At 74.4% G+C, this 13,115-nt stretch carries 9 protein-coding genes; 1 reads left to right on the plus strand and 8 read right to left on the minus strand.

From position 1 onward, the window contains the following. Nucleotides 1–21 precede the first annotated feature (21 nt). The 8 genes from BJ964_RS00625 to BJ964_RS00660 all read right to left on the minus strand — a co-directional run bounded on the left by BJ964_RS00625 (nt 22) and on the right by BJ964_RS00660 (nt 12,154). Nucleotides 22–3,993 carry a hypothetical protein gene (locus tag BJ964_RS00625; RefSeq protein WP_188118826.1) on the minus strand — a complete coding sequence of 1,324 codons (3,972 nt, stop codon included), beginning with the start codon at nt 3,991–3,993 and terminating at the stop codon, nt 22–24. Beyond that, complete coding sequence (locus BJ964_RS00630; RefSeq protein WP_188118827.1) at nt 3,990–5,681, minus strand: replication-associated recombination protein A; 1,692 nt, start codon at nt 5,679–5,681, stop codon at nt 3,990–3,992. Before BJ964_RS00630 ends, BJ964_RS00625 begins: the two co-directional genes overlap by 4 nt. Before the next feature lie 174 nt (nt 5,682–5,855). Then, nucleotides 5,856–6,077: a hypothetical protein gene (locus BJ964_RS00635; protein ID WP_188118828.1), complete on the minus strand. Its 222-nt coding sequence runs from the start codon at nt 6,075–6,077 to the stop codon at nt 5,856–5,858. Between the two features lie 120 nt (nt 6,078–6,197). Then, on the minus strand, nt 6,198–8,000 hold the full coding sequence (gene aspS / locus BJ964_RS00640) for an aspartate--tRNA ligase (RefSeq protein WP_188118829.1): 1,803 nt from the start codon (nt 7,998–8,000) through the stop codon (nt 6,198–6,200). Between the two features lie 78 nt (nt 8,001–8,078). Beyond that, entirely contained in the window at nt 8,079–8,897 is an 819-nt protein-coding gene (locus BJ964_RS00645; protein ID WP_188118830.1) for a hypothetical protein, read from the minus strand. A 697-nt stretch (nt 8,898–9,594) separates the two neighbouring features. Beyond that, on the minus strand, nt 9,595–10,383 hold the full coding sequence (locus tag BJ964_RS00650) for a 2-phosphosulfolactate phosphatase (RefSeq protein WP_188118831.1): 789 nt from the start codon (nt 10,381–10,383) through the stop codon (nt 9,595–9,597). Then, nucleotides 10,380–10,721 (minus strand): ADP-ribosylation/crystallin J1, encoded by a 342-nt coding sequence (locus BJ964_RS00655; RefSeq protein ID WP_188118832.1) that lies wholly within the window; start codon nt 10,719–10,721, stop codon nt 10,380–10,382. Before BJ964_RS00655 ends, BJ964_RS00650 begins: the two co-directional genes overlap by 4 nt. Before the next feature lie 242 nt (nt 10,722–10,963). Then, complete coding sequence (locus tag BJ964_RS00660; RefSeq protein ID WP_188118833.1) at nt 10,964–12,154, minus strand: alanine racemase; 1,191 nt, start codon at nt 12,152–12,154, stop codon at nt 10,964–10,966. A gap of 38 nt (nt 12,155–12,192) precedes the next feature. On the opposite strand from BJ964_RS00660, the gene BJ964_RS00665 reads away from it, so the two are divergent. Continuing rightward, nucleotides 12,193–13,113: an aminoglycoside phosphotransferase family protein gene (locus BJ964_RS00665; RefSeq protein ID WP_188118834.1), complete on the plus strand. Its 921-nt coding sequence runs from the start codon at nt 12,193–12,195 to the stop codon at nt 13,111–13,113. Nucleotides 13,114–13,115: the final 2 nt, after the last annotated feature.

The following is a 13,115-nucleotide window of genomic DNA, read 5'->3' on the forward strand; positions in this document are numbered from 1 at the left end:
CGTCCGTGACCACCACCCGCGTCACGACGCCTGGGGTGTCGGCGATAAGAGCGGATCGTCGGTGGACAGCACCGTGTCCGGAGTCACCCCGACCAGTCCCGGCGTGGTCTCCTTCTCACCCCGCCGGTCCTCGATCTTGTTCCACACCTTGATCCGGACCGTCGATCCCTGGCACGCCCCCGGTTCCGGCAGCTCCTCCACGGCGCCCGCCGTCGGGTTCAGCTCGGCCGAGATCTGATCCACCGCACAGCCCGGCAGGCCCACCGCCAGGTCCAGAGTGAGCTCGTCCCGGCTCCAGCAGCTGTAGGTGCCCTCCTCCGGAGCGACCGGCGTCTCCGGGCAGCCCTCGACCTTCCGCTGCTTCCAGCCCGCCTCGGTCAGCGCCTCCGCGTAGACGTCGGCGGTCTCCTTGAACGGCCGGTCCGATTCAGCCTTCCGCTCCCGGAACGAACACTCCATGATGCACAGCGTGCTGCCGGTCTCCTGATTCTCCACACCCTTCGCGGCCCAGGACGGAACCTCCAGCGCCGCCAGCGAGGCCAGCACCGGATCGCTGCTCGCCGCGCGCAACCCGACGAACGCCGGCAGAGCCAGCAACACCAGCGCCGCCAGCGAGAACAGCGTGACGAGCCGCAACCTTCGCTGCGTGCGCAACTTGTGGCGCAGCTCGGCGAGGCCACCCTCGGCCGTTTCATCCTTCGGGGGTACGCCCTTCGCGTTCCCTTGCGACGCGTCGCCGGACCTCACCGGGCGCCCGTTCGCGCCAAGTCCCTGCGAGTCGTCCGGACCCGGCAGACCGTCGGGCCCACCACCGGGAACGGAGGCGCCACCCCTGGCCGGACCGTCCACGGCCGCAACGGCACCCATCGCCCGCGCCGGCGCACCGGGAACAGCGGCGCCACCCCTGGCCGGACCGTCCATGCCGGGGACCCCGGCCCCACCGCGTGCCGGACCGTCCCCACCGGGAACCGCACCGCCGCGTGCCGGACCGTCCACCCCGGGAACGGTGGCACCGCCCCTCGCCGGGCCGTTCGCCCCGGGGACCGCGACACCGGCCCGGGCCGGGCCGTCCACGCCCGTGGCGGCACCCATCGCCCGCGACGCCCCACCGGGAACCGCACCGCCGCGTGCCGGACCGTCGGCGCCCGGCGCGGCACCGCCGCGGCCCGGACCGTCGAGTCCGGGAACGGCGGCCCCGCCCATCGGCCGGGAGGGTCCGCCGGGAACGGCGACGCCGGCCCTCGCACGCGGAGCCCCGGCAGGGCCGGGAACGGGCGCGCCGCCCATCGCCCGAGAAGGACCGTCCGGGCCGCCCGGGCCTCTGGACAGGTCGCCCTCCGGACCGGGCATGCCACGTCCCGGACCGGCCGTGCCATGTCCGGGGCCGCCTTCGGCACCGTGGCCGGGCAGGCCCGAAGGTCCGCCGTCCGGGTCTGCGGGACCACGGCCGGGCACGGCAGCGCCACCACGTGCGGGGCCGCGGCCCGGAGCACGCCCCGGAACCTGGGCGCCGCCTCGTGCCGGGCCGCCGTTGGGACCGGGCACCCCGCCGGGCCCGGGCATCCCACCCGGACCACCTGGGCCGCCGGCGCCATTCGGCATTCGACCCGGGCCGCCGGCACCGGGGCCGGGACCGCCGCTGTGCTTTCCACCCGGTGCACCCGGGCCGGGCGCACCGGGACCGGGCCCACCGTCGGGGCCGGGCGGGCCCACCACGGCACGGCCGGGGGCGGCGGCGGCGCCCATCGCCTGTGCGGGGCCACCACCCGAGACGGGCGCGGTACGACCGGGGCCGCCACCCGAGACGGGCGCGGCGCGGCCGGGCACGGCCGCGCCGGTCCGGGCACTGCCCGGGCCACCACCGTGCCGGCCGGTGTGCTCCTCCTCCGGCGCGAACGGGCCGGCGGCAGGCACGTCGGCGCGGGCCCCGCGGCGGCCGGGACCCGGCTGCTCGGGTACCGCAACGCCACCGGTGACGCCCTGGTCCTCGCCGGGCCGCGACGGAGCCCCGGGCTGGGCGCGGCCGGGACGCTGGATCACACCGGAGGTGCTGTCCGCCATCGCGCCGGCGCGGCCGGGAACGGCCGGGGTGCGGGCACCCTGCCGTCCGGGAACGACCGGTGGGACGACGGCGGCGGCCCGGACCGGGCGGCCGTCACCCGGGCCGATGCGGCGCGGGCCGGGCACGTCCGGGGTGCCGGTGAAGCCACCGATCTCCGGCTCGTCCGGGTCGGCGGAACGGCGTGCGGCACGGCGCCGGCGCGGCTCGCCGCCGGAACGTCCGCCGGCACCGCCCCGGCCGTCCTTGCCGGGCTGCGCCTCGGGGCCGGACCCACCGTCACCGGGACGGCGGACGAACCCCACCGTGCCGGTGTCGTTCCCGGGATCGGGGAAACCGTCCGCACGGACCAGCGAGTGCGAGCCGGTGCCGAAGTCGCCCTCCGAAGCGCCGTGCCTACCGGGCCGCTCGTCGCCGGGCGGCGCGGCATGCCCGGGCCGGTGCCGCGGGTCACCCTCCGGGGCGGCCCGCCCCGGCCTGCCGCCACCGTGCCGGCCGGTCGGCTCCTCGAAGGCGCCCGGCTCCTCGGCGCGGGACCGGCGGCCCCGCCCCTGCCGGTCGTCGGGCCCGCCCGGGACCCCGTAGGTGCCCGGCGCGGCGCGTCCGCCGCTCTGCTCGTACCCGTTCGGAATGGCCCCGGAGCGATGCACGGCATCCTGCCCGCCGGGGATCGGACCGGAGTCCTGGACCGGGTCGTAGCCACCGGGCGGAGGGCCGGACCGTCCGGGCGAGACCGGGTCCGCGGGGCGGAAGCGGTCACGTGCCGGGGCGGCCGGGGACAGCGGACGGATACTCGGGCCCGCGGAACGGGCGCCCGGCGAGACCGGACGAACACTGGAGGCGGTCGGCGGCACTCCCGGGACCTCGGGCGCGTTACCGGAGAGCGGCACGGGCGGCTGGCCGGGGTACATCTGGCCGGACGGGTCGACATCCATCTGACGGCGGGCGTGCCCCGCCTCGGGGGCCACCGCCGCGCGGCCGCCCTGCGGCGGTCCGGTGCGGCGGGCGCCCGGCGGCACCTGCCCGGGCACCGGGCCGGGCGGACCGGCGGGAGCTCCCGGCGGCATCTGACCGGCCGGTACGGACCCCGGCGGAACCTGCCCCGGCATACGCGGCACGGACCCCGGCGATCCCGGTACGGCGCCCGATGGCGTCCGCCCCGGGGAGCCGGGCGCGGCGGCCGGCGGCATCTGGCCGCCCGGTCCCATCTGGCGCGGAGGCGTTCCCTGCGGCATCTGACCCGGCATCCCCGGAGACCCGGGCGCGGCGCCCTGCGGCATCTGACCCGGCATGCCCGGAGACCCGGGCGGAGCGCCCGGCGGCATCTGGCCACCCGGTCCCATCTGACGGGGAGGCGTTCCCTGCGGCACCGGGCCGCGCTGGCGCCGCCCGCCCGGAGCGCCGCCCGGCGGCATCTGACCGGGCGAGACCGGTCCGGCGGGCATCTGGCCGGGCGGCATCGCACCCGGCGGGATCTGACCGGGAGGAACCGGGCCGCCCGGCGCACGACCGCCGGGGGGAACGGCCGCACCACGCTGCCCGCCCGGAGCGGGCGACGCCGGACCCTGCGGGCCGGGTTGCCCCGGTCGCTGGCCCGGCTCGGCGTCCATCCGGTCGCCCGGCGCCGGGAAACCCTCGCCGGGGCCGCCCGGAAACGCGAAGTCGTCGGCGGGCCTGTCGTCCGGGCCCGGCGCGACCCGACCGGACTTGCTGGTCCGGCCCTCCCCCGGCAGCATGCCGGGGCCGATGGCGTTGCGTTCCTCTTTGGCCACCCGTAGGTCGTCGAGCCAGCCGGTCTCCTCGCGCGGGACCTCCTGGGGAACGGCCGGCTGATCGGCACGGCCGCCACGCCCGAAGCGCCGGCGGTTCTTCCCGCCCGGCTCGTCGCGCAGCCCCGCGTCGTCGTCGGGCCGATCGGCACCCCGCCCTGTCACCGCGTTTCCTCTCCGGCGCTGGCGCCGCTGTCGTAGTCACTCTCGGCCCCGGTCGCTGCGGAAGCCCCGGCTCCAGGGGGCTCTCCCACCCCGCCGGAGGCGTCAGCCGCGGCCCCGTCGGAGCCCTCACCACCGTCGGTGGCCGGGCTCTCCCCCGCCACCGCGGCCTCGACCGGTTCCGAGTCCGCCGACGACTGTGACTCATCGGCGGCCCGAGCACCACCCGCCGCGCGGTCCCGGGTCCCCACCGAAGCGGTAACAGTCCTGCTCACCCGCGCCGAGGAAGATTCGTCACCATCAGTGCGCGGAGCCGGGCCGAGACCGCGAACGATACGCCGGAGGCGGGGGACCCGCTCGGCCACCAGGCGTTCGGCGCCGTGGTCGGTCGGACGGTAGTAGTCGGCTCCGGTCAGGTCGTCGGGAGCGTACTGCTGGCGGACCACACCGCGCGGGTCGTCGTGCGGGTAACGGTAGCCACGGCCGTGGCCCAGCCCTCGCGAGCCCGGGTAGTGGGCGTCGCGCAGATGCGGCGGAACGGGCCCGCCCCGGCCGGCCCGGACGTCCGCCATCGCCTCGCCGAGCGCGGTGGTGACGCTGTTCGACTTCGGGGCGGTGGCCAGGTGCACGACGGCCTGGGCCAGGTTGAGCCCGGCCTCCGGCAGACCCACGTTCTGTACGGCCTGAGCCGCCGCCGACGCCACGAGCAGCGCCTGCGGATCGGCCATGCCGACGTCCTCGCTGGCGAAGATCACGATCCGCCGGGCGATGAACCGTGGGTCCTCACCGGCGACCAGCATGCGGGCCAGGTAGTGCAGGGCCGCGTCCGGATCGCTGCCGCGCATGCTCTTGATGAACGCGCTGATCACGTCGTAGTGGGCGTCGCCGTCCCGGTCGTAACGGACCGCGGCGACGTCGACCGCCTTCTCCGCGGTGGCGAGATCGATCTCCCTGACGTCCTGGGCCAGGGCGCTTCCGGCCGCGGCCTCCAGCGCCGTGAGGGCTTTGCGAACATCGCCGCTCGCCAGCCGTACCACATGGTCCTCTGCCTCGGCGGAAAGGGTGACCGCACCGCCCAGCCCGCGCTCGTCGGCGATCGCGCGCCGGATGAGCTCGCGCACGTCCTGCTCGTCGAGGGACTGGAGGGTGAGCAGCACGCAGCGGGAGAGCAGGGGCGAGATGACCGAGAAGTACGGGTTCTCCGTGGTCGCGGCCAGGAGGGTGACCGTGCGGTCCTCGACCGCGGCGAGCAGCGAGTCCTGCTGGGTCTTGCTGAAGCGGTGCACCTCGTCGATGAACAGGACGGTCGGCGGGCCGCCGTAACGTCGCTCGCGGCGGGCCGTGTCGATCACCGCGCGCACGTCCTTGACGCCGGCGGTCAGCGCCGACATGGCGACGAACTTGCGATCCGTGGCGTTGGCCACCAGATGCGCGATGGTGGTCTTGCCGGTGCCGGGCGGGCCCCAGAGGATCACCGACATCGGGCTCGCGCCGGTCACCAGCTGGCGCAGCGGGGCGCCGGGAGCGAGCAGATGCTTCTGCCCGACCAGCTCGTCGAGGGAGGCCGGCCGCATCCGCACCGGGAGCGGCGCGTCGCCGGAGGGCGAGCCGAATCCGGCGGTCCCGGCGGCGGCCGGACCAGCGGTCGGCGCCTCCGGCGATGCGAGGGAGAAGAGCCCGTCCGTTTCCATCACAAACGACAGTACCGGCCATGGCGGCCCGATCCGCAATGCGGACCACCGCCCTGTGGAAACGCTCCCGAGCAGCCACGACGGCCTCACGCAGAGTGTGCGGACACGGCTGGCGGCCGCCGGGGAAGGGCAGGCCGCCAGTGGCCGGAGGTCGCGGCCGAACGGCCGCGGGAATCAGCCGCGGCCGGGGCGACGGCCGTAGAAGCGGCGGCCGGAACCCGTACCCGCACCGGCACGCGGGCCGCTGCCGATGCCCGCGAGGTACAGCGAGACGAGCAGCAGGCCGAGCGACGCCATGGTCGAGAAGTTGAACAGGTCGGGAGCGCCGAAGTTGGTGTCGAGCAGGTCGGCGAGAAGGTAGACGCCGAAGACGACGGCGGCTGCGATGGCGAGCATGATGGTTCCTCCGGGGGGTGTCAGAGAGCCTGTGACCCGCTGATACCCGACCGGTGGGGTTCCTGAAACGTGAGGGCCGGCCGCCGGGCGCATCCCCCGCGACCGGCCCTCACGGACGACTCAGTTCGAGTGCAGGACCGGAACCGCCTGGCCGTCGGTGCCCGGGGTGCCCGCGGTGGCCTTCGGCTTGGCGTCGATCCCGGCCTCCAGGCGCTGCTGGGCGGTGATCGGCGTGGGCGCGGTGGTCAGCGGGTCGAAGCCGCCGCGGGTCTTCGGGAACGCGATGACCTCACGGATCGAGTCGTTGCCGCTGAGCAGCATGCAGGTCCGGTCCCAGCCGAGCGCGATGCCGGCGTGCGGCGGCGGGCCGTACTTGAACGCCTCCAGCAGGAAGCCGAACTTGTCCGCGGCCTCCTCCGGCGTGATGCCGAGCAGGTCGAAGACCCGGCTCTGGACGTCGGCACGGTGGATACGGACCGATCCGCCGCCGATCTCGTTGCCGTTGACGACGATGTCGTACGCGTACGCAAGGGCCTGGTCCGGCGCCTCCTCGAAGCGCGCCTCCCACTCCTCGTTCGGCGAGGTGAACGGGTGGTGCACCGCGGTCCAGCCACCGTCGTCCGTCTTCTCGAACATCGGCGCGTCGACCACCCAGCAGAACGCCCAGGCGGACTCGTCGATCAGTTTCGCCCGCTTGGCGATCTCGATCCGGGCCGCGCCGAGCAGCTCCTGCGCCTCCCGCCGTTCGGCCGCGGCGGCGAAGAAGACGGCGTCGCCCGGCTTCGCCCCGACCTGGTCGGCGAGACCCGCCAGGTGCTCCGGCGACAGGTTCTTCGCGACCGGGCCCTTCGGCTCGCCCGTCTCGGAGTCCAGCACCACGTAGGCCAGGCCACGGGCGCCGCGCGCCTTCGCCCAGTCCTGCCAGCCGTCCAGCTCCTTACGGGTCTGCGACGCGCCGCCCGGCATGACGACCGCGCCGACGTAGCCGCCCGCGTCGATCGCGCCGGCGAACACCCGGAAGGCGGTGCCGCGAAGGTAGTCGGTGAGCTCGACCAGCTCCACCCCGTACCGGAGATCGGGTTTGTCGGATCCGTAGCGGTTCATCGCGTCGGTCCAGGTGATCCGCGGGATCGGCAGCTGCACCTGGTAGTCGGCGAGCTCGCTCCACAGGCGGGAGACGATCTCCTCGCCGAGCGCGATGACGTCGTCCTGCGTGACGAACGACATCTCGATGTCGAGCTGGGTGAACTCGGGCTGCCGGTCGGCGCGGAAGTCCTCGTCGCGGTAGCAGCGGGCGATCTGGTAGTACCGCTCCATGCCGGCCACCATCAGCAGCTGCTTGAACAGCTGGGGGGACTGCGGCAGTGCATACCAGGTGCCGGGCTGGAGGCGGACCGGGACCAGGAAGTCGCGGGCGCCCTCCGGCGTCGAACGCGTCAGCGTCGGCGTCTCGATCTCGTTGAAGTCGCGGGCGTGCAGCACCTCGCGGGCGATCTGGTTGGCGCGGCTGCGCAGGCGCAGCGCCTTCGCCGGACCGGAACGGCGCAGGTCCAGGTAGCGGTACTTGAGGCGGAGGTCGTCCGAGGCGGTGACCGTGTCGTCGACCGGCAGCGGCAGCGGGGCCGCCTCGGAGAGCACGGTCAGCTCGCTGGCGACCACCTCGATCGCGCCGGTGACCAGCTCCGGATTCTCGTTGCCGGCCGGGCGGGCGCTGACCTCGCCGACGACCTTCACACAGAACTCGTTGCGCAGCGCGTGCGCGTCCTCCTCGCGGAACACCACCTGCACCACACCCGAGGCGTCGCGGAGGTCGACGAAGATGACACCGCCGTGGTCGCGCCGACGCGCGACCCACCCGGCGAGCGTCACCGTCGTGCCGGCGTCGCTCGCGCGCAGAGTGCCGGCGTCATGGGTACGGATCACGGAAACGTCTCCTAACAGAGTTCGCGGGGCGCACCCGACATTCTGTCAGGAGCGCCCGCGCCGCGTGGCACGGGCCGGTCACCGCACTGTCGGCATCTGCCACGATGTGGCGCGCAGACCGGCACTGCCGGAGCCGCCGACCTCGACGATCTCCACGAGCACCAGCTCGGCCGGTGTCGCCGCGGTCAGCACGCACAGCGCCGTACCCTTCGCGACCTCGACGCGCAGGCCCTGCCCGAGCGGGCTGGTCCGGATCGCCCGGTCGCATCCCTCGGCGTCGGTGTCGGCGCTGGCGTGCCGGCTGCCCCCGGCGGCGCCCGGGCCGAGACTCAGCTGCGGCGGCTGGGTGCCGCAGCGGCTCTCGTACCGCAGATCGGCCAGGTTCTCCGCGGCGTCGGCGCGAGGTTCGTCGAGGTCCAGGTGGAGGACCGCGGCGCAGGCCAGCTGGATCCGCAACGGCTCCTTGGCATAGGAGACCCGATATTCATCGGGTCGCTCGGGGGCCGGGCCGGGCGTTGCTTCTTCTTTCGCTTCCTTCACTTCTTTCGTACGCCATGCGAGCGCCACCGCCGCCACCGAGCCGGCCAGGGCCAGCAGACTCAGGAGTACGGCGAGAGCGACCGTCGCCCGCCGTGGCGTCTTCCGTACCTTCGCCCTCGGCTCCTTCGGCTCCTTGACGGGCTGGGCGTCCTCGTTCGCCGCTTCGGGGGGCGCGGTGGGTTCGTTCGCCGCTTTGGCACGCTCCGCGGCCGGGCTCGGGGAATGGGGCGTTCCCAGTGGCTGGGTGGGCCCCTCCTGGGCGGCCGGATCCGGAGCCGCCCAGGCGGCCGAATGGCGCTGGGCGGCCGGGTGACCGGCACCCCCGTTCTGGCCCGGCGCACCGTGCTGGCCCGGCACACCGTGCTGGCCCGGCGCACCGTGCTGCCTCGGAATTCTCGGCTGCCCCGGCTCGCCGCCGTACTGCGAGCCGCGCGGATAGGCCGGCGCGCTCCCGCCGGCCGGTCCCGGCGATCCCGGGTGGGCCGCCCCACCGGCGTATACCGACGCTCCGGGATGCGCGGAGGCACTGCCGTAGGCGTGACCGGAGTGGCCGGCAGTGGGGTGCGGGCCAGTCGGGTAGGTCGTACCGGAGGAAGGTCCGGCGGCCGGCCGGGGAGCGGCCCCGGGACCCGGGGTCGCGGGGTCCGGCGGTGATGGCTGATGGGCGGCGGGATCGCTGGCGGCTGCACGGAAAACGGGCATATTCGACTCCGGCGACGCAGATGGAGAAAGCGGTCTATCGGCGCTCAATCACCATAAACACCGTCGATCTCAGCGGCCATCCCCCGGTGAGGCGACTGATTGCCGTCACTCTCCCCGGTTGCTCAGCCCCATGATTTCTCCCGCCTCACCCGCCTACCGCACCGACCATGCCGGCCGGTCGCGCATCCCCCTCGCCCATCGCACCGATCATCCCGGCCGGGTTACGCAGGCCCCCGACCTCCCCCGCGCCCACCACACCGACCATCCCGGCCGGGTTACGCAGGCCCCCGGGTTTCCCGCGCCCACCACACCGACCATCCCGGCCGGTTACGCAGGCCCGGGTTTCCCGCGGCTACGCGCCCGCCGCACCGGCGGGGTGCGGGCGGAACCAACCGTCACCAAGGACCGGGACGACGGTGCTCGCGCCGGCATCGGCGGCGGTCGCGACGTCGGCTTCGAAACCCCTCGCGGCCAGCTCCCGCCCGGAGACGGACGCGGCCAGCGCGGCCGGCAGATCGGCGGCGACCGCCCGGTACGCCGCGATGGCCGCACCGGCCTCGAAGGACACGTCGTCCGGCTCCGGTCGATGGGCGACGAAAGCGTCGAGGAACGCGCCCGCGCCCCAGAGGTCCTCGGCGGCCGGGCGCAGCGAGTCGTCCGGCCAGCGTTCACCCGCCGCGACCACGGCGATCGGCCGCCCCGCCGCCCGCTGCCGGACCCATGCGGCGGCGGCCGCTGAGTTGCGCAGGCTCACACCGACCACCGTGGCGCCGATCGCCGCCATGCGGGCGGAGATCGCCGAGCCGTTGGGCGAGGGCAGGACGAGCCGCTCGATGCGCCGGTGCGCCGCCGCTCGGGCGATGGTCGGCGGCGAGAGGCTGACGGTCTCCGCCGATCTCGCCTCCATCCGGCCGACCGCGAGTTCGGCCCGGTGCCGGGCGGCCTCGGCCACCGCGGACGCGTCGCGCCAGCGGTAGGGCAGCACCGAGATGCCGTGTTCCGCCGCCACGGTGAGGGCCGTGGTGAAGGACAGCACGTCGACAACCACCACACAGGCGGCACCGTCGGCGATCCGTTCCGCCCCGGCCGGCCCCCAGTCGAACCGCACCCGATAGGCGCCCTGCCCGAACACCTCTCTCATCGAAACTCGCGCACTACCTCGATGAGGCCGACGATGTGATCGTTGAACTCGTCGAGTTCCTCGGCCGGAACCCACAACTCGAGGATGCTGTCGCCACCGGCCTGCCGGACCGGGTACCGGGCGGCGAACCCGGCGTCGACCTCGAACCGGGTCACATACCCGGTTCCGGAAGCCGGGACGTTCCAATCCCTCGCGATCATGATCGCGTAGTCCTCGTTCAGCACCGGATAGAAGATCGGCTGGTCCGGCAGGCGTGGTGGCCAGCGCCGCCATCCCGAGGAACGGACCAGCTCCAGCTCCCTCGGGCCGGTCGGCCGCCACAGGGTCAACGTCGTCACGGGCGGCAGTCTGGCACGACGGTCTCCCGCACGCTTCTCGATTACCGCCTGCCTGGCAGGCGGTCGCTCCCACCTATCGGCAGGCTCCGGCCACTTCCTGTCCGGCAAGCTCCGGAAGCCTCTCGCGCGGCAAGCTCCGGCTCGCGCTCGTCTCACCGATGGCGGTCGGCGCGCTGGGCCGGCGTCTGCCGCTCTACCGCCGGCCGACGGAGACCTACGCCCGCCTGCTGACCGAACCCCCCTCAGAAATAGGTGTGCAGCACGTCGACCACCCGCCGCTGCTCGTCGACGACCGGGATGTCCCGCCATTTGTCGAAGGCGGTGCACGGATGCGAGATCCCGAACCGCACCAGATCACCCGGTCCGAGGAGGACCCCCTCGACCTGGAGATAGGTGTGGTGATCGTTCAGTTTCGTGACCCGCAGGCCCTTCGCTGACTCGACCACCCCGTCTGGTCGCCGGATCTCCAGGGGCACCGGTAGTCCCTCGTCGAACGGGGCGTCCCGCTTGCCCATGCCGGCGAGCGCCAGCCCCGGCTCGGGTGCCGAGAGCACCTGTGCCCAGATCTCCAGGGCCGCGTCGAGCGGGCCCTCGTCGGGCACCCGGACGAACGGAGTCCGCTCCCGGTAGAAGCCGTCGTCGTGGGTGACCGAGGCGCCGCTGCGCAGAACGAGCCGGGCCGCCACGTCGAGGCCGGCGAGTTTGTCGGCGACCCGGTCGAACCAGGCGCTGCCCCCGGCCGAGACGATCGGGCGCTCCGGCAGCAGGCCGGCTCCGCTCAGCCGGGCCACGCCCGCGACGAGCCGGTCCAGGAAGGCGTCCACACCGTCCTTGTCGGGCAGCTGGCCCTCATATCCGGTGACTCCGGCGAGCTCCAGCCCGGGAGCGGAGGCGACGGCCCGGGCCACCGTCTCCATCTCGTCGAGGGTCCGCACCCCGGTCCGCCCGCCGGCGTGCCCCAGCTCGACGAGGACCCGCAACGGCCCACCCGTCGCGGCCGCCGCATCCACGCCGGCGAGGGAGTCGACCTGGAAGTAGACCTCCCATCCGGCGGCGCTCTCGGTGGCCAGCCAGCGCAGCGCCGTCGGGTCGAGGATCTCGTTGGCGATCAGCACCCGCTCCACCCCGAGCCGCCGCATCACCAGCGCCTGGTTGGGCGTGGCCACGGTCATCCCCCACGCCCCGGCCCGTAGTTGAGCGTCGAGCAGGCCCGGGGCCATCGTGGTCTTGGCGTGCGGGGCGAACTCCAGCCCGTGCCGCCGGCAGTAGGCCGCCATCGTGGCGATGTTCGCCTCCACCGCATCCCGCCGGACCACCAGCAGCGGCCAGGTGAAGCCACCGTCGAAGATGCCCGGCCGTTCGGCCGCGAGCCGGGCGGGGTCCCTCGCCTCCCCCGGAGCCCAGAAGCCCTTGCTCCGCCAGTCGATCGTCATTTCGCGCCCCTTCGCCGTCGGCTGCCAGACTGCACTTCATGGTCGATATCGCGCTCCCCGATTTGTTTGTCCGCAATGTCGAGGAGTGCTGGGGTGCCTTCGGTAGCCAGTGGCTGGCTGACCTGCCCGACATCGCCGACCGGGTGATGCGCGACTGGGAGCTGCGGCCGGCCGGCCGTCTCCCACTGAGCATGAACTGGGTGACCCGGGTCCGCCGCGCGGACGGAACGACCGCGGTCCTCAAACTGGGCGTCCCGGACAGTGACCACCTCCGGGACGAGGCGGCGGCGCTGGAGTGTTTCGCCGGCCGCGGGGCGATCACCGTGCTGGCCCGCGACGAGGCCCGGGGCGCTCTGCTGTTGGAGGAGGCCAGGCCCGGCACTCCGGTGAGCGCCCTCGCGCCGGCACGCGACGAAGCGGCGACGGCCGCCCTGATCGAGGTCGCCGAACGGCTGCACCGCCCGGCGCCGCCGGACGTGCCGCTGCCCGAGCTCGCCGATCGCAGCGCCTCCTTCGCCAGGCACCTGCGCCGCTTCCCCGGTGACGGTCCCCTCCCCCGGCATCTCGTGGAACGGGCCGGAGGTCTCTTCACCGAACTCTGCTCGAGCGCCACCGATCGGGTGGTGCTGCACGGCGACCTGCACCACGACAACGTGCTGGCCGCGGAACGGGAACCGTGGCTGGCCATCGACCCGCACGGAGTGGTCGGCGATCCCGGTTACGAGGTCGGCGCCATGCTCTACAACCCCGATCCGCTCGACCCGGACGACACCGTCCTCGACCTGGCCCCGGCCCGGATGGAGCAGCTCGCCGACGGCCTCGGCATCCCGATGGACCGGGTGGTGGCCTGGGGCTTCGTGCAGGCGGTGCTCTCCGAGGTGTGGACCTTCGAAGGAGACGGGGTCATGACCGGCCGCCCGCTGCGGTTGGCCCGCCGGCTGTTGCCGATGCTGCCCTGAGA

The organism is Actinoplanes lobatus, from assembly GCF_014205215.1.
GTDB lineage: Bacteria > Actinomycetota > Actinomycetes > Mycobacteriales > Micromonosporaceae > Actinoplanes > Actinoplanes lobatus.

What these genes read in the sequence shown, in the direction of transcription:
- BJ964_RS00630 (WP_188118827.1), bottom strand. Translation starts at nt 5,681, where the DNA reads ATGGAAACGGACGGGCTCTTCTCCCTCGCATCGCCGGAGGCGCCGACC.
- BJ964_RS00635 (WP_188118828.1), bottom strand. Translation starts at nt 6,077, where the DNA reads ATGCTCGCCATCGCAGCCGCCGTCGTCTTCGGCGTCTACCTTCTCGCC.
- BJ964_RS00650 (WP_188118831.1), bottom strand. Translation starts at nt 10,383, where the DNA reads ATGAGAGAGGTGTTCGGGCAGGGCGCCTATCGGGTGCGGTTCGACTGG.
- BJ964_RS00660 (WP_188118833.1), bottom strand. Translation starts at nt 12,154, where the DNA reads ATGACGATCGACTGGCGGAGCAAGGGCTTCTGGGCTCCGGGGGAGGCG.
- BJ964_RS00665 (WP_188118834.1), top strand. Translation starts at nt 12,193, where the DNA reads ATGGTCGATATCGCGCTCCCCGATTTGTTTGTCCGCAATGTCGAGGAG.